The sequence below is a fragment of the Streptomyces sp. NPDC051738 genome, from assembly GCF_044453205.1.
In the GTDB taxonomy this organism is placed as follows: Bacteria; Actinomycetota; Actinomycetes; order Streptomycetales; family Streptomycetaceae; genus Streptomyces.
On the sequence record NZ_JBITCM010000022.1, the window covers coordinates 87,383 to 110,602 of the forward strand.

At 70.5% G+C, this 23,220-nt stretch carries 17 protein-coding genes; 14 read left to right on the forward strand and 3 right to left on the reverse strand.

The genetic code is table 11. The features are described from left to right. Positions 1-99 precede the first annotated feature (99 nt). Positions 100-1,770 carry a choline dehydrogenase gene (betA, locus tag ACIA8X_RS37945; protein ID WP_393459064.1) on the forward strand — a complete coding sequence of 557 codons (1,671 nt, stop codon included), beginning with the start codon at positions 100-102 and terminating at the stop codon, positions 1,768-1,770. 3 nt (positions 1,771-1,773) lie between these two features. Continuing rightward, on the forward strand, positions 1,774-2,610 hold the full coding sequence (locus ACIA8X_RS37950; protein ID WP_399460217.1) for a 5,10-methylenetetrahydrofolate reductase: 837 nt from the start codon (positions 1,774-1,776) through the stop codon (positions 2,608-2,610). 89 nt (positions 2,611-2,699) lie between these two features. On the opposite strand, the gene purU is transcribed toward ACIA8X_RS37950, so the two are convergent. Then, positions 2,700-3,572 carry a formyltetrahydrofolate deformylase gene (purU, locus tag ACIA8X_RS37955; protein ID WP_393459057.1) on the reverse strand — a complete coding sequence of 291 codons (873 nt, stop codon included), beginning with the start codon at positions 3,570-3,572 and terminating at the stop codon, positions 2,700-2,702. Positions 3,573-3,791: 219 nt separating this feature from the next. On the opposite strand from purU, the gene ACIA8X_RS37960 reads away from it, so the two are divergent. The 9 genes from ACIA8X_RS37960 to ACIA8X_RS38000 all read left to right on the forward strand — a co-directional run bounded on the left by ACIA8X_RS37960 (position 3,792) and on the right by ACIA8X_RS38000 (position 18,192). After that, entirely contained in the window at positions 3,792-5,261 is a 1,470-nt protein-coding gene (locus ACIA8X_RS37960; protein ID WP_393459054.1) for an aldehyde dehydrogenase family protein, read from the forward strand. A gap of 20 nt (positions 5,262-5,281) precedes the next feature. Next, on the forward strand, positions 5,282-6,370 hold the full coding sequence (locus ACIA8X_RS37965) for a glycine betaine/L-proline ABC transporter ATP-binding protein (RefSeq protein ID WP_393459051.1): 1,089 nt from the start codon (positions 5,282-5,284) through the stop codon (positions 6,368-6,370). Then, positions 6,370-8,382: an ABC transporter permease gene (locus ACIA8X_RS37970; protein WP_393459048.1), complete on the forward strand. Its 2,013-nt coding sequence runs from the start codon at positions 6,370-6,372 to the stop codon at positions 8,380-8,382. The genes ACIA8X_RS37965 and ACIA8X_RS37970 overlap by 1 nt, the downstream gene beginning before the upstream one ends. Positions 8,383-8,396: 14 nt before the next feature. Continuing rightward, entirely contained in the window at positions 8,397-9,374 is a 978-nt protein-coding gene (locus tag ACIA8X_RS37975; RefSeq protein ID WP_399460218.1) for an ABC transporter substrate-binding protein, read from the forward strand. 235 nt (positions 9,375-9,609) lie between these two features. Further along, complete coding sequence (locus tag ACIA8X_RS37980) at positions 9,610-12,048, forward strand: FAD-dependent oxidoreductase (RefSeq protein WP_393459042.1); 2,439 nt, start codon at positions 9,610-9,612, stop codon at positions 12,046-12,048. 125 nt (positions 12,049-12,173) lie between these two features. Further along, positions 12,174-13,034 (forward strand): bifunctional methylenetetrahydrofolate dehydrogenase/methenyltetrahydrofolate cyclohydrolase, encoded by an 861-nt coding sequence (locus tag ACIA8X_RS37985; protein ID WP_393459039.1) that lies wholly within the window; start codon positions 12,174-12,176, stop codon positions 13,032-13,034. A 31-nt stretch (positions 13,035-13,065) separates the two neighbouring features. Next, positions 13,066-14,298 carry a sarcosine oxidase subunit beta family protein gene (locus tag ACIA8X_RS37990; RefSeq protein WP_393459036.1) on the forward strand — a complete coding sequence of 411 codons (1,233 nt, stop codon included), beginning with the start codon at positions 13,066-13,068 and terminating at the stop codon, positions 14,296-14,298. An 11-nt stretch (positions 14,299-14,309) separates the two neighbouring features. Then, complete coding sequence (locus ACIA8X_RS37995; RefSeq protein WP_393459033.1) at positions 14,310-17,597, forward strand: sarcosine oxidase subunit alpha family protein; 3,288 nt, start codon at positions 14,310-14,312, stop codon at positions 17,595-17,597. After that, a complete protein-coding gene (locus tag ACIA8X_RS38000) occupies positions 17,590-18,192 on the forward strand; it encodes a sarcosine oxidase subunit gamma (protein WP_399460219.1) in 603 nt (200 codons plus the stop codon). The genes ACIA8X_RS37995 and ACIA8X_RS38000 overlap by 8 nt, the downstream gene beginning before the upstream one ends. Before the next feature lie 137 nt (positions 18,193-18,329). Here ACIA8X_RS38000 and ACIA8X_RS38005 read toward each other — a convergent pair whose 3' ends face one another. Both ACIA8X_RS38005 and ACIA8X_RS38010 read right to left on the reverse strand, forming a co-directional pair. Beyond that, a complete protein-coding gene (locus ACIA8X_RS38005) occupies positions 18,330-18,923 on the reverse strand; it encodes a tyrosine protein phosphatase (RefSeq protein ID WP_399460220.1) in 594 nt (197 codons plus the stop codon). Then, positions 18,920-19,534 (reverse strand): MBL fold metallo-hydrolase, encoded by a 615-nt coding sequence (locus ACIA8X_RS38010; protein ID WP_393459024.1) that lies wholly within the window; start codon positions 19,532-19,534, stop codon positions 18,920-18,922. The genes ACIA8X_RS38005 and ACIA8X_RS38010 overlap by 4 nt, the downstream gene beginning before the upstream one ends. Before the next feature lie 191 nt (positions 19,535-19,725). On the opposite strand from ACIA8X_RS38010, the gene ACIA8X_RS38015 reads away from it, so the two are divergent. Genes ACIA8X_RS38015 through ACIA8X_RS38025 form a run of 3 tightly spaced genes read left to right on the forward strand, consistent with a single transcriptional unit; the run spans position 19,726 to position 23,173 of the window. Then, complete coding sequence (locus ACIA8X_RS38015; RefSeq protein ID WP_399460221.1) at positions 19,726-19,866, forward strand: hypothetical protein; 141 nt, start codon at positions 19,726-19,728, stop codon at positions 19,864-19,866. Positions 19,867-19,922: 56 nt separating this feature from the next. Then, positions 19,923-22,196, forward strand: coding sequence for a putative PEP-binding protein (locus ACIA8X_RS38020; RefSeq protein ID WP_399460222.1), 2,274 nt, complete (start codon positions 19,923-19,925; stop codon positions 22,194-22,196). Further along, on the forward strand, positions 22,193-23,173 hold the full coding sequence (locus tag ACIA8X_RS38025; RefSeq protein ID WP_399460223.1) for an ABC transporter ATP-binding protein: 981 nt from the start codon (positions 22,193-22,195) through the stop codon (positions 23,171-23,173). The genes ACIA8X_RS38020 and ACIA8X_RS38025 overlap by 4 nt, the downstream gene beginning before the upstream one ends. The last annotated feature ends 47 nt before the right edge of the window (positions 23,174-23,220 follow it).

Genomic DNA, 23,220 nt, shown 5'->3' on the forward strand with positions numbered 1-23,220 from the left:
TTAAGCCGTTAGAAGTTGCGTTGTTCGCAACCTGGTGCGTATGACGCTACCGGCGCTAGCATGCGTCGCGTATCTACGGCGCGAGCGAGACGAGGCACCATGGCACCTGTGCAGTACGACTTCGTCATCGTCGGCGGCGGATCGGCCGGCAGTGCGCTGGCGAACAGACTCTCCGCAGACCCGGCCAGCCGCGTGCTGGTGTTGGAGGCCGGCCGGCCCGACTACCCATGGGACGTCTTCATCCACATGCCGGCGGCGCTGACCTATCCCATCGGCAGCCGGTTCTACGACTGGAAGTACGAGTCCGAGCCCGAGCCCCACATGGGCGGCCGGCGCGTCTACCACGCGCGCGGCAAGGTGCTGGGCGGTTCCAGCAGCATCAACGGCATGATCTTCCAGCGCGGCAACCCCATGGACTACGAGCGCTGGGCGGCCGACCCCGGCATGGAGACCTGGGACTACGCGCACTGTCTGCCGTACTTCCGGCGCATGGAGAACTGTCTCGCGGCCGACCCGGACGACGAGTTCCGCGGCCACGACGGCCCCCTCGTCCTCGAACGCGGCCCGGCGACCAACCCCCTCTTCGGTGCCTTCCTCAAGGCCACCGAGGAGGCGGGCTACGCGCCCACCGACGATGTCAACGGCTACCGGCAGGAAGGATTCGCCAAGTTCGACCGCAACGTCCACCGCGGACGCCGGCTGTCGGCCTCCAAGGCGTACCTCAAGCCCGTCCGCAAGCGCCCCAACCTCACCGTCAAGACGCGCGCCCTGGTCACCCGTGTCCTGTTCGAGGGCAAGAAGGCCGTCGGCGTCGAGTACCAGCGCGGCAAGGGTGCCCCGCAGCAGGTCCGCGCCAAGGAGGTCATCCTCTGCGGCGGCGCGATCAACTCCCCGCAGCTGCTGCAGCTCTCCGGCGTCGGCAACGCTGAGGAGCTGCGCGCCCTTGGCATCGACGTCGTGCACGACCTGCCGGGCGTCGGCGAGAACATGCAGGACCACCTTGAGGTCTACATCCAGTACGCCTGCAAGCAGCCCGTCTCCATGCAGCCGTACCTGGCGAAGTGGCGCGCCCCCTTCATCGGCCTGCAGTGGCTGTTCAGGAAGGGCCCGGCCGCGACGAACCACTTCGAGGCCGGCGGCTTCGCCCGCAGCAACGAGGACGTGGACTACCCCAACCTGATGTTCCACTTCCTGCCGATCGCGGTCCGCTACGACGGCTCCGTGCCCGCGGGCGGACACGGCTATCAGGTCCACGTGGGTCCCATGTACTCCGACGCCATCGGCTCCGTGAAGATCAAGAGCAAGGACCCGCGCGAGCACCCGGCCCTGCGCTTCAACTACCTCTCCACCGAGCAGGACCGCCGAGAGTGGGTCGAGGCGATCCGGGTGGCCCGGGGGCTCCTCAACCAGCCCGCGCTCGCCCCCTACAACGACGGGGAGGTCTCGCCCGGACCGTCCGTCGCGACCGACGAGGAGATCCTCGCCTGGGTCGCCAAGGACGGCGAGACCGCCCTGCACCCGTCCTGCACCTGCAAGATGGGCACCGACGAGATGTCCGTCGTCGACCCCACCAGCATGCGGGTGCACGGCGTGGAGGGTCTGCGGGTGGTCGACGCCTCCGTCATGCCGTACGTCACCAACGGCAACATCTACGCCCCGGTGATGATGATCGCCGAGAAGGCCGCCGACCTGATCCTCGGCAAGGAGCCGCTGGCGCCGTCGAAGGCCGCGTACTACCGCCTCCGTGACGCCGAGAAGCAGGCCGGGTAGGCCTTGGGCGCTACGGGGCTGAGGGCGCTGCTGGAGCGCGTCCGCTATGAGGTGCTGCCGGCGAAGGCGACGGAGGACAAGGTCCTCGCCCATCTTCCGCGCGAGGTCACCGTCACCGTGACGGCGTCGCCGGTCAAGGGCCTGGAGCCGACCCTCGACCTCGCCGGCCGGCTCGCGGGGCACGGCTATCGCGTCGTCCCGCATGTGCCCGCGCGGCTGCTGCGGGACGACGCGCATCTGAAGGAGGTCGTCGACCGGCTCCGCGAGAGGGGCGTGGACGACGTCTTCGTCCCGGCGGGCGACTCCGACCCGCCGGCCGGGGTCTACGACGGTGCGCTGCCGGTGCTGCGCCGGCTGAGCGAGCTGGGTGGGCCCTTCAGCCACGTCGGCATCACCGGCTATCCCGAGAGCCACCCCCTCATCCACGACGACATCACCGTCCAGGCGATGTGGGACAAGCGCGAGCACGCCACGTACCTCGTGAGCAATCTGTGCTTCGATCCGCGGGTGCTGGGGGAGTGGGTCGCGCGGATCCGGGGGCGTGATGTCACGCTGCCCGTGTACATGGGTGTCGCGGGGCCCGTGCAGCGGGCCAAGCTGCTGGCCATGGCGACGAAGATCGGTGTGGGGGAGTCGACGCGCTTCCTGACGAAGCACCCCTCCTGGTTCCTGCGGTTCGCGACGCCCGGGGGCTACTCGCCCGAGCGACTGCTGACCCGCGTCGAGCAGACGCTCACGGCGCCCTCGGCGGGGGTGGCGGGGCTGCACCTGTTCACGTTCAACCAGATCGCCGAGACGGAGCAGTGGCGCCGCGCGCTGCTGGACCGGCTGGACGGCTGAAGGTCGTATACGAGAAGGCGGCATACGAGAAGGCCGTACACGACGATGGGCGGGCTGGAGATCCAGCCCGCCCATTGCCATGGATATCGTCAGCGGAAGACCACCGTACGGTTCCCGTCCACCATCACCCGGCTCTCGCTGTGCCACTTCACCGCGTGGGCGAGTACCTGGGCCTCGACGTCCCGGCCCACCGTGACCAGGTCCCGCGGGTCGAGGGAGTGGTCCACCCTGACCACGTCCTGCTCGATGATCTGGCCCTCGTCCAGGTCCGGCGTCACATAGTGCGCCGTCGCGCCGACGAGCTTCACGCCGCGGGTGTAGGCCTGCTCGTAGGGACGAGCGCCCTTGAAGCTGGGCAGGAAGGAGTGGTGGATGTTGATGGCGCGGCCCTCGAGCTGTTTGCACAGGTCGTCGGAGAGGATCTGCATGTAGCGGGCCAGCACCACCAGGTCGACGTCCAGGTCACGCACCAGCTCCAGCAGCCGCGCCTCGGCCTGCGCCTTGGTGTCCTTGGTGACCGGGATGTGGTGGAAGGGGATGTCGTAGGTCTGGGCGAGTCCCTCGAAGTCGCGGTGGTTGGAGACGATCGCGGGGATCTCGATGTTGAGGGCGCCGGTGTGGCGGCGGAAGAGGAGATCGTTCAGGCAGTGGCCGAACTTGGACACCATGATGAGGGTCCGGGTCGGTGTCGACGCCTCGTTCAGGGCCCAGTCGATGCGGTACGCCTCGGCGACCGGACCGAATCGGTAACGCAGAGTTTTCATATCCACGTCCGGATCCGAGACGTCGAAGTGGACCCTCATGAAGAATCGGTCCTGGAGTCGATCATCGAATTGCTGGCTCTCCAGGATGTTGCCCGAGTTCCTGACGAGGAAGCCGCTCACTGCGTGGACCAGTCCGGCGCTGTCGGGACACGAGAGGGTGAGGACGAACTCACGGCCAGGTTGCGGTCGAAGGGACATGACGGCCTCCGTCGGTGCGTATTGCACAACAAGGTGAGCGATACGCAACATGGTCGGCCTCGGTGCCGCTTGCGGTCAAGGGTGGACGGGTGAGTGCCGGTAGGGTCAAATCGTCATCCGTCAACCTCTTGACGTATCTCTATGGCATTCGTAAGGGTGTTCCACCACAAGCAATTGAATGCACGATGCGCAACGCATTTCGGCTGAAGGGCTTGGCGCGTGGCAGACCTGTATGTGGCTGGGGAATGGCGTGACGCGGCGGCCGGTGGCCGCCGCGAGATCCGCTGTCCCGCTGACGGCACGCTCACCGCGACCGTCTCCGAAGGGACGCGCTGCGACGCGGAGGCGGCGATCGCCGCGGCCCGCCGCGCCTTCGACGAGGGCCCCTGGCCGCACACCCCCGAGCGGGAGCGCGGAGCCCTGCTGCTGCGTACCGCCGATCTCATCGAGCGCGACGCCAAGGAGTTCGCCCGCGCCGAGTCGCTGGACAGCGGCAAGCGGCTGGTGGAGAGCGAGTACGACATCGCCGACGTCGTCTCCTGTTTCCGCTACTACGGCGGGCTCGGCGGAACCGACGCCGGCCGGGTCATCGACACCGGCCGGGACGACGCCGTCAGCCGCGTGGTCTACGAGCCGATCGGTGTGTGCGGGCTGATCACCCCCTGGAACTACCCGCTGCTGCAAGCCAGTTGGAAGGTCGCCCCGGCTCTCCTCGCCGGCAACACCATCGTCCTGAAGCCCAGTGAGCTCACCCCCTCCACCTCGATCCTGCTGATGAGGGCTCTTCAGGAGGCGGGGCTCCCGGCCGGCGCCGCCAACCTCGTCCTGGGCACCGGACCCGAGGTCGGCGCACCGCTCTCCGAGGACCCGGCCGTCGACATGGTCTCCTTCACCGGAGGCCTGGAGACCGGCAAACGGATCATGGCCACCGCCGCCGCGACCGTGAAGAAAGTCGCGCTGGAGCTCGGCGGCAAGAACCCCAACGTGGTCTTCGCCGACGCCGACTTCGAGACGGCCGTGGACTTCGCCCTCACGGCCGTCTTCCTGCATTCGGGGCAGGTCTGCTCGGCCGGGGCACGGCTGATCGTCGAGGACTCCCTGCACGATGCCTTCGTCGACGAAGTCGTCCGTCGGGCCCGGCAGATCCGGCTCGGCGGGCCCTTCGATCCCGACGCCGAGACCGGCGCGCTGATCTCCGCCCAGCACCGGGACAAGGTCGAGGCGTATGTCGCCGCGGGCCTCGCCGAGGGCGCCGTACTGCGCTGCGGCGGTGCACGGCCCACCGACACCGCCCTCGCCGACGGCTACTACTACCCGCCGACCGTCCTCGACGAGTGTCGGCAGGACATGCGCGTCGTGCACGAGGAGTCCTTCGGACCCGTGCTCACGGTAGAGCGCTTCACCGACGAGGACGATGCCGTACGCATCGCCAACGACACCGAGTACGGACTCGCCGGAGCCGTCTGGACACAGGACGCGGGCAAGGCCCAGCGGGTCGCCCGGCGGCTGCGCCACGGCACGGTGTGGATCAACGACTACCACCCCTATGTGCCGCAAGCGGAATGGGGTGGCTTCGGGCACTCGGGCGTGGGCAGGGAGCTGGGACCGACCGGTCTGGACGAATACCGAGAGCCCAAGCACATCTGGCAGAACATCCAACCCCGGCCGCAACACTGGTTCCGCGGCTGAACGCCGAAGAGAGGTCGAACGTGACCCCAACACAGACCGAGGTGCCGCAGCGGCGCGGCACGCCCCAGGATTCGGACGGTACTCCGGTCATATCCGTGCGCCGGCTGTGGAAGGTGTTCGGTCCGAAGGCCGACCAGGTTCCGGAGTCCGAGGAGCTGTGCGGCCTCACCCGCCGCGAGCTCATGGACCGCACGGGCTGTACCGCCGCGGTGCGCGACGTGGACTTCGACGTCCGCAAGGGCGAGGTCTTCGTCGTCATGGGCCTGTCCGGCTCCGGCAAGTCCACGCTGGTGCGATGTCTGACCCGGCTGATCGAACCCACCGCCGGTGAACTCGTCTTCGAGGGCGAGGACATCCGCGCGGCGGACGCCAAGCGCCTGCGCGACCTCAGGCGCAGCAAGTTCTCCATGGTCTTCCAGCACTTCGGGCTGCTGCCGCACCGCCGCGTCGTCGACAACGTCTCCTTCGGCCTGGAGATCCGCGGCATGGGCCGGGCCGAACGCACCAAGCGGGCCATGGAGGTCGTCGAACTGGTCGGTCTCGCCGGCTACGAGAACTCCTACCCCGACCAGCTCTCCGGCGGTATGCAGCAGCGCGTCGGCCTCGCCCGGGCGCTGGCCGGCGACCCGGACGTGCTCTTCTTCGACGAGCCCTTCTCGGCGCTCGACCCGCTGATCCGCCGGGACATGCAGAACGAGGTCATACGGCTGCACAACGAGGTCGGCAAGACCATGGTGTTCATCACCCACGACCTCTCCGAGGCGCTCAAGCTGGGCGACCGCATCCTCATCATGCGCGACGGCAAGATGGTCCAGTGCGGCACCGGCGACGAACTCGTCGGCGCCCCGGCTGACGACTACGTGCGCGAGTTCGTCAAGGACGTGCCGCGCGGCGACGTGCTCACCCTGCGCTGGATCATGCGCCCGCCGACGCCCGCCGACGCCCTGGACGGCCCCGAGCTGGGCCCGGACGTCGTCGTGAAGGAGGCCACCCGCGCGGTCCTGGCGGCCGACAAGCCGGTCAAGGTCGTCGAGAACGGCGAACTGCTCGGCATCGTCGGCGACGAGGAGATCCTCGCGGTGGTCGCCGGGCAGGAAGGCGGCGCGTGATGACCGTCGCCGTCGAGAAACCCGAGCAACCGCAGAAGGCGGACGCCCCGCCCGAGAGTCCCGCGACCGCCACCCGGGAACGCAAGATGAGCCGCGGCATGGTGGTGGCCGCGATCCTGGTCGGCTGGCTGGTGCTCTTCGCCCTGCTGCGTGGAAAGCAGACCCTCGCGCTGGCGGCAGCGGACCTCACGGACCTGCACCGGTGGTTCAACGACGCCAACGACACGATCGGCGCGAACCGCAACACCAACCCGCTCTTCCTGTACTTCTTCAACGAGATCCGCCTGGTCATCGACACCCTGGTGACCTTCGTCCAGGAACTGATCTCCCAGCCCTCGGCCGGCCGGCCCGTCCCGCAGATCGGCTGGCTCGGCGTGGTCGGCATCGCCGGCTATGTCTCCTGGGCGTTCGGCAACTGGCGGGTCGCCCTGCTGGCCGTGGCCGGCTTCACCTTCATGGGGCTGCAGGGGCTGTGGCAGGAGAGCATGGACACCCTGGCCCTCATCCTGTGCGCGGTCTTCGTGGCGCTGCTGTTCGCCATCCCGCTGGGCGTGTGGGCGGGGCTGTCCGACCGGTTCAACCGGATCGTGACGCCCTTCCTGGACTTCATGCAGACGATGCCGACCTTCGTCTACCTCGCCCCGCTGACCCTGTTCTTCCTGATCGGCGGCGCCTCCGCCACCATCGCCACCGTGATCTACGCGGCACCGCCCGCGATCCGCATCACCGCGCACGCCATCCGCTCCGTACCCAAGACCACCGTCGAGGCGGCCGACTCGCTGGGCGCGACCAGGCGGCAGGCGCTGACGAAGGTCCTGCTGCCGATGTCCAAGCGGACCGTGGTGATGGGCGTCAACCAGTCGATCATGGCAGCCCTGGCCATGGTGACCATCGCGGCCCTGATCGACGCGCCCGGCCTCGGCAAGACCGTCGTCCAGGCCCTGCAGTCCCTCGACGTGGGCACGGCCTTCAACGCGGGCCTCGCCATCGTCGTCCTGGCGATCGTGCTGGACCGGGTCACCACGGCCGCCAGCACCCGTGAGGAGGAGGCCCGGCGCTCCGGTGGCCGCCTGCTCGCCTGGCGTAAGCAGCTGCTTGCCGCGGGCGGCGTCGTCACCGCGGTCCTCGTCTACCTGTCGCACACCTACATCTGGGCGGCGGAGTTCCCCGGCGAGGGCGACATCGGCAGCTCCATCGCGAGTGCGGCCGACACCACGACCACCTGGGCGCAGGACAACCTCGCGGGCCTCACCAACGCGTTCCGCGACGCCGTCACCAACGGCCTGCTCAACCCGTTCCAGGCGCTGCTCACCGACTCCCCGTGGTGGCTCGTCGGCGCCGTCCTGATCGCGCTCGGCGCGGTGCTCGGCGGTCTGCGCGCCGGAGCCACGGCGGCCCTGTGCGTCGGCCTGCTGGTCGGCACGGGGGTGTGGTCGGACGCCATGACGACGCTGGCGTCGACCGTCGTGGCGACGGTGCTGGTCATGGCGCTCGGCATCGCGTTCGGCGTGTGGATGGGGCGCAGCCTGCTCGTGGACCGGGTACTGCGGCCCACCCTGGACGCGGCACAGGTCATGCCGCCGTTCGTCTATCTCGTGCCGTTCCTCGCGCTGTTCGGCGCCAGCCGCTTCACGGCCATCGTCGCCGCGATCGTCTACGCGGTGCCCGTCGCCATCAAGATCATCGCGGATGGGGTCCGGGCCGTGCCCGCGACCACCGTCGAGGCGGCCACGTCCGCCGGGTGCAACACCTGGCAGATCATCACCAAGGTTCAACTGCCCATGTCACGCAGTGCGTTGACGCTCGCGACCAACCAGGGCCTCATCTATGTGCTGTCGATGGTCGTGGTGGGCGGCCTGGTGGGAGCAGGCGCCCTCGGCTACGACGTCGTGGCCGGGTTCTCGCAGGGGCAGCTGTACGGGAAGGGACTGGCGGCCGGGCTCGCCATCGTCCTTCTCGGCGTCATGTTCGACCGGATCACTCAGGCAGCGGCGCGACGCGCAAGCGCTTAGAAGGAGCACTGACCATGGCAACACCTGTACGACAGTGGAGAGTCGGCGCGGCCGGCCTGGCCGTTCTCGCTCTCACCCTCACCGCCTGCGGCGGTGCGAAGGTCGGTGACGACTCCTCGGGCGCGGACGGCTCGGGCAGCTCCGGCAAGTGCGGCACCTTCAACATCGCCGTCAATCCGTGGGTGGGCTACGAGGCCAACGCGGCGGTCATCGCGTACGTCGCGGAGCAGGACCTCGGCTGCAAGGTCACCAAGAAGGACCTCAAGGAGGAGATCGCCTGGCAGGGCTTCGGCACGGGCGAGGTCGACGCGGTCGTCGAGAACTGGGGCCACGACGACCTGAAGAAGAAGTACATCACCGACCAGAAGACCGCCGTCGATGCCGGGCTGACCGGCAACAAGGGGCTCATCGGCTGGTACGTCCCGCCGTGGCTGGCCAAGGAGCACCCGGACATCACCGACTGGAACAACCTCGACAAGTACGCGGCCGAGTTCAAGACCTCCGAGTCGGGCGGCAAGGGCCAGCTCCTGGACGGTGACCCGTCGTTCGTCACCAACGACGAGGCCCTGGTGAAGAACCTCAAGCTGGACTACAAGGTGGTGTACGCGGGCAGCGAGACCGCGCTCATCCAGGCCTTCCGGAAGGCGGAGAAGAACAAGGAATGGGTGATCGGCTACTTCTACGAGCCGCAGTGGTTCATGTCCGAGGTGCCGCTGGTCAAGGTCAAGCTGCCGGAGTACAAGACCGGCTGTGACGCCGACCCGGAGAAGATCGCCTGCGACTACCCCGTCTACGACCTCGACAAGATCGTCAGTGCCAAGTTCGCCAAGTCGGGCAGCCCCGCCTATGACCTGGTCAAGAACTTCACCTGGACGAACGAGGACCAGAACACCGTGGCCAAGTACATCGCGGTGGACAAGATGACGCCGGAGGCGGCGGCGAAGAAGTGGGTCGAGGCCAACCGCGCCAAGGTGGACGCCTGGATCAAGTAGCTCCCCGGTTCCTGGATCGAACACGCCCGACGGGCGGTGCGCACCGTGCGTACCGCCCGCCGGGCGTCGCCATGTCCGGGGGCGTGCGGGGGCGTGTTCCCGGGGCTGTTTTCCGACGTCACGGACCCCTTGACACCCCCTCCCCGAGGCAGGCACATTGAGTTGCGCAACCTGAACCATGTTGCGTAGACAGCAACTGAACCGGCTGGACTCGTTCTCAATCGGAGGTACGGCGATGGCGGGACCCCGAGTGGTCATCATCGGAGCGGGGGTCGTTGGCGCGGCACTCGCGGACGAGATCTCCGCGCGCGGCTGGACCGAAGTGACCGTGGTCGACCAGGGCCCGCTCCCCGCCACCGGGGGCTCGTCGTCGCACGCCCCGGGCCTGGTCTTCCAGACGAACTCCTCCAAGACCATGACCGAGCTGGCGCGCTACACCGTCGAGAAGTTCTGCTCCCTCGACGTCGACGGCAAGCCCTGCTTCCTCCAGGTCGGCGGCCTCGAAGTCGCGACCACCCCCGAGCGCCTCACGGAACTGCACCGCCGCCACGGCTGGATCACCGCCTGGGGCATCGAATCCCGGCTGCTGACCCCCGACGAGTGCGTCGAGCGGCACCCGCTGGTCGACCGCGACAGGGTCCTCGGCGGCCTCCTCGTCCCGACCGACGGCCTCGCCAAGGCCGTCCTCGCCGTCGAGGCGCAGATCCGCCGGGCCACCGAGCGCGGCGTGCGCTTCCTGGCCCGCCACGAGGTGCTCGACGTCCTGCGGGCCGACGGCGAGGTGACCGGCGTCCTCACCGACCAGGGCGAGATCCCCGCCGACATCGTCGTCTGCTGCGCCGGCATCTGGGGCCCGAAGATCGCCCGCATGGTCGGCATGAACCTCCCGCTGACCCCGCTGGCCCACCAGCTCGCCTGGACCGGCCCGATACCGGCCCTCGCCGGCCAGACCGAGGAGGCGGTCCGCCCGATCCTGCGCCACCAGGACGCCGACCTCTACTACCGCGACCGCTTCGACGGCATCGGCATCGGCTACTACGGCCACCGCCCGATGCCCATCACGGCCGACGAGATCCGCTCCTTCGACGAAGCCGCCGAGATGCCGTCGGTCCTGAAGTTCACCGAGGAGGACTTCGAGCCCGCCTGGGCCGAGACCCAGTCCCTGCTCCCCGCGACGCAGGAGGCCAAGGTCGAGGAGGGCATCAACGGCCTGTTCTCCTTCACCACCGACAACTTCCCGCTGCTCGGCGAGTCCGCGGACGTCAAGGGCTTCTGGGTCGCCGAGGCCGTCTGGGTCACCCACTCCGCGGGCGTCGGCCGGGCCATGGCCGAATGGCTGGTCGACGGCCACTGCTCGTCCTTCGACCTGCACGAGTGCGACGTCAACCGCTTCGAGCCGCATCAGCTGACCCCGGAGTACGTCCTCGCCCGCGACTGCCAGAACTTCGTCGAGGTCTACGACATCCTCCACCCCCTCCAGCCGTCCGGGAAGCCGCGCCCGATCCGCACCAGCCCCTTCCACACCCGCCAACAGGAGCACGGCGCGTTCTTCCTGGAGGCGAACGGCTGGGAGCGCCCGCAGTGGTACGAGGCCAACGCGGGCCTGGTCGAGGGCCGCAGCATCCCCACGCCGGGCGACTGGGCCGCCCAGTACTGGTCGCCCATCGTCGGCGCCGAGGCGCAGGCCACCCGCGAGACCGTCGCCATGTACGACATGACGGCCCTCAAGCGCCTGGAGGTGGCCGGCCCCGGTGCCGCGGACCTCCTGGAGCGGCTGGTCACCGGCAAGGTCGCCAAGTCCGTCGGCTCGGTGACGTACACCCTGCTGCTGGACCACGACGGCGGCATCCGCAGCGACATCACGGTGGCCCGGTTGGCCCGCGACCTCTTCCAGGTCGGCGCCAACGGCAACCTCGACCTCGACTGGTTCACCCGCCACCTCCCCGCCGACGGCACGGTCCAGGTCCGCGACATCACCCCCGGCACCTGCTGCATCGGCCTGTGGGGCCCGCTGGCCCGCAAGGTCCTGCAGCCGCTGACGGACGAGGACTTCTCCAACGACGGCCTGAAGTACTTCCGCGCCAAGCGCGCCCACATCGGCAGCGTCCCGGTGACGGCGATGCGTCTGTCGTACGTCGGCGAACTCGGCTGGGAGCTGTACACCACCGCCGACCTCGGTCAGAAGCTGTGGGACACCCTGTGGCAGGCGGCGAAGCCCCTCGGCGGCGTCATCGCCGGCCGCGGCGCCTTCAACAGCCTCCGCCTGGAGAAGGGGTACCGCTCCTTCGGCACCGACATGACCTACGAGCACGACCCCTACGAGGCGGGCGTGGGCTTCGCCGTGAAGCTCGACAAGGGGGACTTCATCGGCAAGGCGGCGCTGGAGCGGCGTAAGGGTGACGTGCGGCGTCGGCTGAGCTGCCTCACGATCGATGACCCGCGGTCGGTCGTGATGGGCAAGGAGCCGGTGTACGACGGTGACCGGGCGGTCGGCTACGTCACCAGTGCGGCGTATGGCTACACGATCGGTAAGGGGATCGCGTACGCGTGGCTGCCGGCGGAGGTCGCCAGCGTTGGAACGGTGCTGGAGATCGGCTACTTCGATCAGCGGGTGTCGGCTGTGGTGGCTGAGGAGCCGTTGTTCGATCCGACGATGTCGCGTCTTCGTGGCTGAGGGATTCGTAGGGGGTGCCGCGATGGGTTGTCGGTCGGCTGCGGGTGTGTGGGGGCTGGTTGCGCAGTTCCCCGCGCCCCTAAAAGCGGTGTTGCAGCTCGGGCCTCTAGGAAGGAGTACCGTCGGTGACCGCACAACTCCTCGATGGCAAGACGACCGCCGGTGACATTCGCCGTGAACTCGCCGAGCGCGTCGCCAAGTTGACCGCCGGAGATGGACGTCCGCCAGGGCTCGGCACCGTCCTCGTCGGCGACGACCCCGGCAGTCATGCCTACGTCGCCGGCAAGCACCGTGACTGTGCTCAGGTGGGTATCGCCTCCCTCCGGCGCGAGCTGCCCGCCGACGCGACTCAGCAGCAGGTCGAGGACGTCGTCGACGAGCTGAACGCCGATCCGGCCTGCACCGGCTACATCGTGCAGCTGCCGCTCCCGCGTCACCTGGACGCAGGCGCCGTCCTGGCGCGTATGGACCCCGCCAAGGACGCCGACGGGCTGCACCCCGTCAACCTCGGCCGGCTCGTCCTCGGTGTCGACGCGCCGCTGCCGTGCACCCCGCGCGGGATCGTCGAACTGCTGCGCCGGTACGACGTGCCGATCGCCGGTGCGCGGGTGTGTGTGATCGGCCGGGGCATCACGGTCGGACGGCCCATCGGACTGCTGCTCACCCGCAGGTCCGAGAACGCCACCGTCACCCTCTGCCACACCGGGACCAAGGGCCTGGCCTGGCATGTCCGCGAGGCCGACATCGTCGTCGCGGCGGCGGGCTCGCCCGGTCTGATCGGCAAGGACATGCTGCGTCCCGGCGCGGCGGTCCTGGACGTCGGCATCACCCGCACCGACCAAGGGCTGGTCGGCGATGTGCACCCGGACGCGAAGCGGGTCGCCGGGTGGGTCGCGCCGATGCCCGGAGGGGTGGGACCCATGACACGGGCGATGCTCCTCGCGAACGTCGTCGAGGCCGCCGAGAGGAACGCGAACGCCGAATGAACCTGCCCCTTCCCGAGGACGGAGCCGTCCGATGACTCCCCGCACCCCCGGCGCCGAACTCCCCGAACACCCCGACTGGCTGTGGCGCACGCCCGAGCCGAAGCGGTCGTACGACGTGATCGTCGTCGGTGGCGGCGGCCACGGCCTGGCCACCGCCCACTATCTGGCGAAGAACCACGGCATCACCAACGTGGCCGTGCTGGAGAAGGGCTGGCTCGCGGGCGGCAACATGGCCCGCAACACCACGATCATCCGCTCCAACTACCTGTGGGACGAGAGCGCCGGCATCTACGAGCACGCGCTCAAGCTGTGGGAGGGCCTCGCGGAGGAGCTCGACTATCCGATCCTCTTCTCCCAGCGCGGCGTGCTGAACCTCGCCCACAGCCTCCAGGACGTCCGCGACAGCGTGCGCCGCGTGGAGGCGAACCGCCTCAACGGCGTGGACGCGGAATGGCTCGACGCGGAGGGCGTGCGGGAGGTCTGCCCGATCGTCAACATCTCACCGGACGTGCGCTATCCGGTCCTGGGCGCCACCTACCAGCCCCGGGCGGGCATCGCCAAGCACGACCACGTCGCCTGGGGCCTGGCCCGCTCCGCCGACGCCGCCGGGATCGACATCATCCAGAACTGCGAGGTCACGGGCCTGGACGTGGTCGGCGGCAGGGTGGTCGGAGTGCAGACCACGCTCGGCCCGATAGCGGCGGGCAAGGTGGCCCTCTGCTCGGCCGGCCACACCTCGGTCCTCGCCGCCATGGCCGGCATCGAACTCCCGCTGCAGAGCCACCCGTTGCAGGCCCTGGTGTCGGAGCTGCTGGAGCCGGTGCACCCGACGGTGGTCATGTCCAACGCGGTCCACGTGTACGTCAGCCAGGCGCACAAGGGCGAGCTGGTGATGGGCGCGGGCATCGACGCGTACAACTCCTACACCCAGCGCGGTGCCTTCCACATCATCGAGGAGCAGATGGCGGCGGCCCTGGAGCTCTTCCCCGTCTTCGCCCGCGCCCACGTCCTGCGCACCTGGGGCGGCATCGTCGACGTCAGCCCCGACGCCTCGCCGATCATCGGCCTCACCCCGGTCGAGAACCTGTACCTCAACTGCGGCTGGGGCACCGGCGGGTTCAAGGCCACCCCGGGCGTCGGCTGGGTCTACGCCCACACCATCGCCCACGACACGCCCCACCCCCTCAACGCCCCCTTCTCGCTCGACCGTTTCACCACCGGCGCGCTCGTCGACGAGCACGGCGCGGCCGCGGTGGCCCACTAGGGAGCCGATGCATGCTGCTCATCCCCTGCCCGTGGTGCGGGCCCCGCGACGAGGCCGAGTTCCACTACGGCGGCCAGGCCCACGTGCCGTACCCGGAGGCCCCTTCGGCCCTCACCGACGAGGAATGGGCCCGGTACCTGTTCTTCCGCGACAACCCGAAGGGCCCGTTCGCAGAGCGCTGGAACCACTCGGCGGGTTGCCGCCGGTGGTTCAACGCGGTGCGGGACACGGCGACGAACGAGGTCCTGGCGGTGTACCGGGCGGGGGAGCCGCGCCCGGCTCTTACGGAGCTGAAGCAGGCGCCACCTGTTGAGCCCCGTCCGGTGAATCCAGCCCGTCCGGCGTTTGAGGACGAGGCCCTTTCGGGGCCGACGGGGGTCCAGGGGGCAGAGCCCCCTGGCGGGGTAGAAGGGGCGGAGCCCCTTCAGGATGGGACGGGTAGGGGCGGCGGGGGCGCTGCATCCATCAGCGGCTCCGCCGCGGGCCAGCCCTTCCGCCACCCCACCCGAGGCCGAGTGGACCGAGACACGACCCTCACCTTCGTCTTCGACGGCACCGAATACCAGGGCCTCCGAGGCGACACCCTCGCCTCCGCCCTCCTCGCCAACGGCACCATCGCGGCAGCGACCAGCATCAAACTCGGCCGCCCCCGCGGCATCTTCTCCGCCGGCGTCGAGGAGCCCAACGCGGTCGTCCAGATCGAGGCCCCCTTCCCCGAGCCGATGCTCCCCGCGACGACCGTCGAGCTCTACGACGGCCTGGTCGCGACCAGCCTCCCCGGCCAGGGCCGCCTCGCCACCACCCCCGACCCCGCCCGTTACGACGCCGTACACGCCCACTGCGACCTCCTGGTCGTGGGTGCCGGCCCGGCCGGCCTCGCGGCCGCAGCGGCGGCGGCCAACAGCGGCGCCCGCGTCATCCTCGCCGACGACCGGCCGGAACCCGGCGGCAGCCTGCTCGGCACCGGCGAACTCCCCGACTGGGTGGACGAGATCGGTACGCGCCTCGAAGCCGCCCCCGGCGTACGCGTGCTGCGCCGCACCACCGTCTTCGGCTACTACGACGACAACCACCTCCTCGCCGTGGAACGCCGCACCAACCACCTCGGCGCACACGCCCCGGACAACGTCTCCCGCGAGCGCGTCTGGCGCATCCGCGCACGTCGAGTCGTCCTCGCCACCGGCGCCCACGAACGCTCCCTGGTCTTCGCGGACAACGACCGCCCCGGCGTGATGCTGGCCTCCGCCGCCCGCACCTACGTCAACCGCCACGGTGTCCTGCCCGGCCGCCACGCGGTTGTCTTCACCACCAACGACAGCGCCTACGCCGCGGCACTGGACCTCGCCGCGGCGGGCGTGGACGTCACGGCGATCATCGACACCCGCCCCGAACCGGGGGAGTGGGCACGCCGCGCTCGCGCGGCCGGCATCGAGGTGCTGCCCGGGCACGCCGTCACCGGCACGGAAGGCGACGCGCGTGTCACCGCCGTGACCGTCGCCCCGTACGGGGAGTCGGCGGGGCAGCGGGAGTTCGCCGCCGATCTGCTCCTGGTCTCCGGCGGCTGGAACCCGGTGGCGCACCTGTTCAGCCAGGCGGGCGGCTCACTGCGCCACGACGAGACGCTGGGCTCCTTCGTCCCCGACACCTGCCGTCAGGCGGTCGAGGTCGCGGGCGCCGCGAGCGGCGTATTCGACCTGGCCGGAGTGCTCGCACAAGGCGCCGCGGCCGGTGCCCGCGCGATCGAGGCCGAGGGTTACACCTCCGAGGCGCCCCGCCTTCCCGCCGTGGCCGCCCAGCCGCACACCCCGCCCCAGCACGTCTACGTCGTCCCCGGCACGGTCGGCCCCCACCGCTTCGTCGACCTCCAACGCGACGTCACCGTCGACGACCTGGCCCGCGCGACCGGCGCCGGCATGCGCTCGGTGGAGCACACCAAGCGCTACACCACCGCAGGCACCGCCAACGACCAGGGCAAAACCTCCGGGGTCCTGGCCAGCGGCGTCGTGGCCGAACTGCTCGGCGTGGACATCTCCGCGCTCGGCACGACCACGTTCCGCCCGCCCTACACCCCCGTCTCCTTCGCCGCGCTCGCAGGCCGGGACCGGGGTGCGCTGAGCGACCCGGTCCGCAGGACGGCCCTGCACGAGTGGCACGTCGGGCACGGCGCCCTGTTCGAGAACGTCGGCCAGTGGAAGCGCCCTTGGTACTACCCGCGAGGCGGCGAGGACATGGAGACCGCCGTGCTGCGCGAGTGCGCCGCCGCCCGCGACGGCGTCGCCTTCATGGACGCCTCCACCCTCGGCAAGATCGACGTCCAGGGCCCGGACGCCGGCGCCTTCCTCGATCTCCTCTACACCAACATGATGAGCACCCTGAAGGTCGGCATGATCCGCTACGGCGTGATGTGCCGCCCGGACGGCATGGTCTTCGACGACGGCACCGTCATCCGCCTCGCCCAAGACCGCTTCCTCGTTACCACCACGACCGGCAACGCGGCGGCCGTACTGGACTGGATGGAGGAGTGGCTGCAGACGGAGTGGCCCGAGCTGAAGGTCCACTGCACGTCCGTGACCGAGCAGTGGGCCACGGTCGCCCTGGTCGGCCCCCGCTCCCGCGACGTACTCGGCTCACTCGCGCCCCAACTGGCCGTCTCCAACGACGACTTCCCATTCATGGCATGGCGTGAGACGACCGTCGCGGGCATCGAGGCCCGGGTCTGCCGGATCAGTTTCTCCGGTGAACTCGCCTACGAGATCAACGTGTCACCGTGGGAGGCCCTCACCCTGTGGGAGGCGCTGTACGAGGCCGGCGCCCCGTACGGCATCACCCCGTACGGCACCGAGACCATGCACGTCCTGCGGGCCGAGAAGGGCTACCCCATCATCGGCCAGGACACCGACGGCACCGTCACCCCGCAGGACCTCGGCATGAGCTGGGTGGTGTCGAAGAAGAAGCCCGACTTCATCGGCAAGCGCTCCTTCGCCCGTGCCGACACCGCCCGCGCCGACCGCAAGCATCTGGTGGGCCTGCTCCCCGACGACCGCGGCGACCTCCTCCCCGAGGGCACCCAGCTGGTCGCCGACAGCGTGCTCCCGGCCCCGCCCGTCCCGATGCTCGGCCATGTCACCTCCAGCTACCGCAGCGCCGCCCTCGGCCGGACGTTCGCGCTCGCCCTGATCAAGGGCGGCCGGGAGCGCATCGGCGAGCGGCTGTACGCCCCCGTGGGCGAGCGACTGGTCCCGGTGACCGTCGCCGGTCCCGTCCTCTACGACCCCGAGGGAGCCCGTCGCGATGGCTGACACCGCCCTTGCCGCCCCGCCCCGCAGCCCCCTGACGGACGCCGCCGGCCGCCTGGCCGCCGCCACCCGCAGCTCCGGGGGCGCGGTCCGGCTGGCCGAACTCCCCTTCCTGACCCAGGTGAACGTACGGCTCGACGCCAAAGGCGCGGCGGCGGACGCCGTCGGGCTGGCCCTGGGCCTCCAACTCCCCCTCGAACCCAACACCGCAGTCCGGGCGGGGGAGTTGACCGCGCTGTGGCTCGGACCGGACGAATGGCTGCTGGTGGGCCCGCCCGGCGGCGAGCGGGAGCTGGAGGCCCGGATCCGGACCGCCGCCGGGGACGAGCCCGTCTCCGTGACCGACGTCTCCGCCCAGCGCACCACCCTCCTCGTCGCCGGCCCCCGAGCCCGCGACCTGCTGGCCCACGGCTGCGCGCTGGACCTGCACCCACGCGCCTTCGGCCCCGGACGCTGCGCCCAGACCACCCTGGGCCGCGCCCAGGTCGTCCTGGTCGCCCGGGACGAGGCCAGGGCCGGTTTCTGGGTCCTGGTCCGCTCGTCCTTCGCCGGCTATCTGACGGACTGGCTGCTGGACGCGGCGACGGAATACATCTGAACGCCCTTCTGCGGGTGGGCCGTTGGCTGCGCTGGGGGAGTCGCTCAGCGGCTTCCACAGCACAGTCGTCGGTGGGCCCGCATCGCAGCCCGGCAGGACGAACGCCCACCTGCCCGCACCGGCGCCCGAACCGGCGATCACCGGGCCGACGGATGCTGAGGGTCCGCTGGGGACGGACGCTCCAGCACCCCGGCCGCGCGGGGCCGACCGGGGTGCTGCCGACCGGCGGCGACGAGGCGGAAGAACTCCAGCGTCCACGCGCGCTGCTCATCGGTGTCCGGCACCCTCGTCCCCCTGGCCCGTTCCATGGCCGCCCAGGCGGCCTCCGGCGCGATGTCCAGGAGGATCATCAGGGAGACCGCGATCAGGGAGGACCGTCCGATGGCGCAGCGGCAGTGCGCCACGACATGGGCGCCGGCCCGCAGCTCCGCGGCGAGCTCCCGCAGCGCCGGCAGCACGACGGGGATCGATGGGACCGTGAAGTCGGGGATGGGCAGGGCAACGAACCGCAGCCCGGCTGCCTCGGCGAGGCGGGGCTCGTCGGTGAGCCCGAGTTCGGCGCGCTCGGCGTCGGGGAGGGCGCAGACGAGGATGTCGGCGCCGGCGCCGCGCAGTGCCGCCATGTCGGCGGCCAGGAGCCCGTATCCGCGGGGCCGGACCATGGTGCTCAGACGCCCCGCTCCCCGCGGACCGGCGACGGTGAACAGGACGGGGGCGGACGACTCGGTCATCGGGCGGACGAGCCCGGCGGGAGCCAGCGGTAGCAGTCGCCGCACTCGTCGGCGAGCCAGCCGTTGAGGCTGCCCAGGCCCCGCTCGTTGATCTGCCCGTCGTGGATGCCGTAGGCCCGTTCCGGCTGGATGGCGCGGACGAAGTCGATGGCCTCGTCCGTCTTCATCCATGACCCCTGCAGGGGGACCAGCAGGGTCTCCACCGGTCGGTCGGGACCGTACAGGGAGTCCCCGGGGTGGTAGACGCGGTCCTCGACGAGGTAGCCGAGGTTGGCGCAGTCCGGGAGGCCGCCGTAGATGCGCGCGTGCCGCCCGCCCTGGGCGGTCACCCGGAAGCTTGCCGCGGTGAACTCCTCGCCGGGGACGACCCCGGTGAAGTCCAGGCCCGGGATCCGCGCCGACTTGGGGGCGTAGACGGGCACGCCCAGCCCCTTCAGCCGCAACACGTCGACGTGATCGTCGTGCTCATGGGTCACCAGGACCGCGTCCGCGCCGGCGAGTGCCTCGGGCTCGCTCCAGACGCCGGGATCGATGACCAGCGTGCCACCGCCGTCGTGCTCCAACCGGACACAGGAATGGGTGTACTTGGTAATCCGCACCCGCGTGAGCATAGTCCGGAGGCTCTGCGCATTCCTTCGGCAATTGGCCGGAAAATGTCGGCCGGCGCATCCTGGGGTGTTCTCGGGTGAGCAGCGACAACCACACGTCCCGTGCGTTCCAGGGAGTCGATATCTCGTCAACTTCCCTCCGTACACCAGGAGTTAACCTTGTGGTCAGAAGTGCCCGCTGTTAGCTTCGGAACATGGACAAAACCAACTCGAACGTCGAGGAGCTCGCCGACCTGGCCGAGCTGGAATTCTCTTCGATCACCCCGGAGGATGCCGCTGACCTGGACGACCGTGTGTACCTGCTCGGTGTCCGCCCGGAGTTCGTGAACCGGTAAATTGGATTCAGGGCGTGGTCATGGATCGTCCACCGGTCGGTTTTTCCGCTGATTCAGTGCTGTGGCTGCCGGTCGACGCCGCTGACGACACCATTCATGAGGCGATCGTCGCGCTCGATCCCGACCGTCGCCTCGGGAGTGCGAAGCGCCCCGTCTTCCTGACAGCATGGCTTCCCTGCCTGAAGGGAAGCTGTCTGTCGTTTCTAGGCCTGAGCCCTGCCGGCCACCAGTGGCTGGCAGGGCTCGCCGGTGAAGGCTTCGCCGCGGCACGCCGGGCGGAACTGACCTCCGCGCTGGCCGTCGCGGACCCCGGCGCCGCGTTGCCGGACGACCCGCTCGAACAAGTGATCGCCCTGATACGGGTGTTGACGAGGGCCGAGACCGGTCCGGCCCAGTTCGGGCTCGGGCGACAACCGCTGTGGTGCGGGCCCGACGGAGGCAGCGGCCTCGCCTGCTCCTGCGATCCGTCGACCGGCCGGCCCGGCGTGACGGGCTCCTTCATTGCCGGAGGATCAGGAGCCCAGCTGCTGACAGCGGGCGGCGCGGATCTCGCCGAACTGATCGACACGCAGCCCTGGGGCCCGCAGGTAAGGGAGGCGGTCCACGCCGCCGAGGCCGAACTCGACTGGCCGGCGAGGGTGGAGTTCCTGGTCGAGGAGGGCAGGCCCCACATCGTCACAAGCACCCGAGCCTCCCTGCGCGGTGCCGCTCTCCTGCACGCTGTGGCCACCCGGTACGAACGCGGCCGGCTGACCCCCGCGCAGGCGGTGTCGCTGGTGGAGCCGCTGGACGTCGAACAGGCGCGTTCCGGGGCGGCGCAATCCCTCGATCTGCCCGTGGCGGCGCGCGGCCTGGGCGTGTCGCCCGGCATCGCCTCCGGCGCCGTCGTCTTCAGCGCGACCGACGCCGTCGCCGCGCAGGCGAACGGCGGGCAGCCGGTGCTGGTCCTCACCGAGTCGAGACCGGAGGATCTTCCGGGCCTGCTGGCCGCGACGGCCGTCGTCACCGAGCGGGGCGGACAGACGTCGCACGCCGCGGTCGTGGCGCGCGGACTGGGACTGCCGGCCGTCGCCGCCCTCGTCGACGGTGTCCTGGACGCCGACGCCAAGGTCCTGCGCACCACGCACGGCGACACCGTCCGGGCCGGCGACCTGGTCACGGTGGACGGCCACGCCGGAGTGATCCACCTCGGCGGCCGCACGGGGCCCACCGCCGAACCGCAGGTCGCTCCGGAGCTGCCCGGCTGGCTGGACGAGGCGCTGTCCGGGCTGCCCGGCATCGCCGTGCGGGTGAACGCCGACACCGGCGCGGACGCCGCCGCCGGGCGGGCACTGGGCGCCGACGGGGTGGGACTGTGCCGGCTCGAGCACATGTTCCTCGGCGAGCGCCATCAGATGCTCCAACGGGTCCTGATGGCCCGGCCCGGACCTGACATGACGGAGGACCTCGCCACCGTGCACGCCCTCCTGCGGGCGGAGATCACGGACGTACTCGCCGCGATGGACGGACGGCCTGTCACGATCCGTCTGCTCGACCCCCCGCGCCACGAGTTCCTCCCCGACCTGACCGAACTCTCCCTGACCACGGCGGCGACGGGCGCACCCGCCGACCGGGACCGCCTCGACATCACCCGCCGCCTGCACGAGCACAACCCCATGCTGGGAGTGCGCGGCGTGCGGCTGGGAGTCCTGCTCCCTGCGCTGACGGCCGTACAGATCAAGGCGCTGGTGGAAGCGACCCTCGCGTTGCGCCGCGCCGGCCGGGACCCGCGGCCCGAACTCCTGGTCCCCATGGTCAGTGCGCCGGCGGAACTGGACTTCGTCCGGGGCATGCTCGACGACGTCTGCGCCCACCTGGGAACCTCCCGGGCCCAGGCGGGCATCTCGCTGGGCGCCATGATCGAGACCCCGCGGGCCGCGCTGCTGGCCGGGTCGATCGCCGGCCGTGCGGACTCCCTGTCCCTGGGCACCAACGACCTCACCGCACTTGTCTGGGGCCTGTCCCGCGACGACGCCGAACAGCACCTGCTGCCCGCCTACCAGGACATGGGTCTCCTCGCCGAATCCCCCTTCGCCCGGCTGGACGTCGAGGCGGTCGGGACCCTGGCACGCCAGGTCGCCGCCGAGGCACGGGCCGTACGCCCCGACATCACACTCGGCGTCTGCGGCGAGCAGGCGGCCGATGCGGCGGCCGTGCGGTTCTTCGCCGAGGCGGGCTTCGACCACGTCTCGTGCGCGCCGCCACGGATCCCGCTGGCCAGACTCGCCTCCGCGCGGGCCGCCGTCGCACAAGGAGCGGCGGACGTTCATCCGACGGGGGCGGGGCGTTGAGCGAGCCGGCGATCGTCGTGGAACGGCTCGGCCGTACCTTCATCGACCGCGGACGCGAACTCGTGGCCTTGCGGGACGTCAGTTTCCAGGTGGGGGCCGGCGAGATCGTGGGCCTGCTGGGCAGCAACGGCGCGGGCAAGACCACCCTCACCAAGATCCTCGCCACCCTGCTGCTGCCCACGGCCGGTGCCGCCCGGATCTTCGGCCACGACGTCACCCGCGATCTGCGCGAGGTACGCCGTATGACCGGCGTCGTGCTGGGCGGCGACCGTGGCCTCTACGCCAAGCTGAACGGCCGCGACAACCTGCGGTTCTTCGCCATGCTCGCCGGCGTGGGCCGGCGCGGCCTGAGCGCGAAGCTGGACGCCGCGCTGGAGGAGGTCGGCCTGGTCGGCGCGGCAGACCGCGCGGTGGAGACGTACTCCAAGGGCATGCGCCAGCGCCTCCACATCGCCATCGGCATGATCGCCGAGCCGCGCGTCCTGCTGCTCGACGAACCGACCGTGGGCCTCGACCCGGTCGAGGCCGAACGGCTGCGCGGCACCGTCGCCCGACTGCGCGACACCGGAGTCTCGGTCCTGCTCACGAGCCACTATCTGCTCGACATCGAACGCCTCGCCAGCCGGGTGATCATCCTCGCGGACGGCACTCTGGCGGCGGACCTGCCGGTCGAGGAGTTCGCCCGGCAGGCCGGCTACACCGCCACGGTGACCGTGCGCGGCACCGGCAGCCCACCCGACGGCGGCGCGCTGTCGTCCCCCGACATCGCAGTCGGCGGCGTCGAGGTGGCCGACGAGTCGTGGACCCTCCGGCTGCACGTCCGCGACTGGAGTGTCGGCTCGTTCGGCCTGCTGGAGCAGGCGCTGGCGCACGTCAGCGTGCTGGACGTGCGCATCGACCCGGTGCGGCTGGAGGACGTCTACTCGCACGTGGCCGCGCGCCTGGCCGACGGCCGCCAGGTCGGTGGAGTGAAGTGAGGGGCGCCGCGTGGATGTTCCTGACCGCGTTCCGCATGGAGCAGCGG

Excerpts from the sequence above, each read along its gene's own strand:
- ACIA8X_RS38000 (WP_399460219.1), top strand. The coding sequence starts at position 17,590 with ATGGCTGACACCGCCCTTGCCGCCCCGCCCCGCAGCCCCCTGACGGAC.
- purU (WP_393459057.1), bottom strand. The coding sequence starts at position 3,572 with ATGTCCCTTCGACCGCAACCTGGCCGTGAGTTCGTCCTCACCCTCTCG.
- ACIA8X_RS38010 (WP_393459024.1), bottom strand. The coding sequence starts at position 19,534 with ATGCTCACGCGGGTGCGGATTACCAAGTACACCCATTCCTGTGTCCGG.
- ACIA8X_RS37995 (WP_393459033.1), top strand. The coding sequence starts at position 14,310 with ATGCTGCTCATCCCCTGCCCGTGGTGCGGGCCCCGCGACGAGGCCGAG.
- ACIA8X_RS38005 (WP_399460220.1), bottom strand. The coding sequence starts at position 18,923 with ATGACCGAGTCGTCCGCCCCCGTCCTGTTCACCGTCGCCGGTCCGCGG.
- ACIA8X_RS38015 (WP_399460221.1), top strand. The coding sequence starts at position 19,726 with ATGGACAAAACCAACTCGAACGTCGAGGAGCTCGCCGACCTGGCCGAG.
- ACIA8X_RS37970 (WP_393459048.1), top strand. The coding sequence starts at position 6,370 with ATGACCGTCGCCGTCGAGAAACCCGAGCAACCGCAGAAGGCGGACGCC.
- betA (WP_393459064.1), top strand. The coding sequence starts at position 100 with ATGGCACCTGTGCAGTACGACTTCGTCATCGTCGGCGGCGGATCGGCC.
- ACIA8X_RS37990 (WP_393459036.1), top strand. The coding sequence starts at position 13,066 with ATGACTCCCCGCACCCCCGGCGCCGAACTCCCCGAACACCCCGACTGG.
- ACIA8X_RS37980 (WP_393459042.1), top strand. The coding sequence starts at position 9,610 with ATGGCGGGACCCCGAGTGGTCATCATCGGAGCGGGGGTCGTTGGCGCG.
- ACIA8X_RS37975 (WP_399460218.1), top strand. The coding sequence starts at position 8,397 with ATGGCAACACCTGTACGACAGTGGAGAGTCGGCGCGGCCGGCCTGGCC.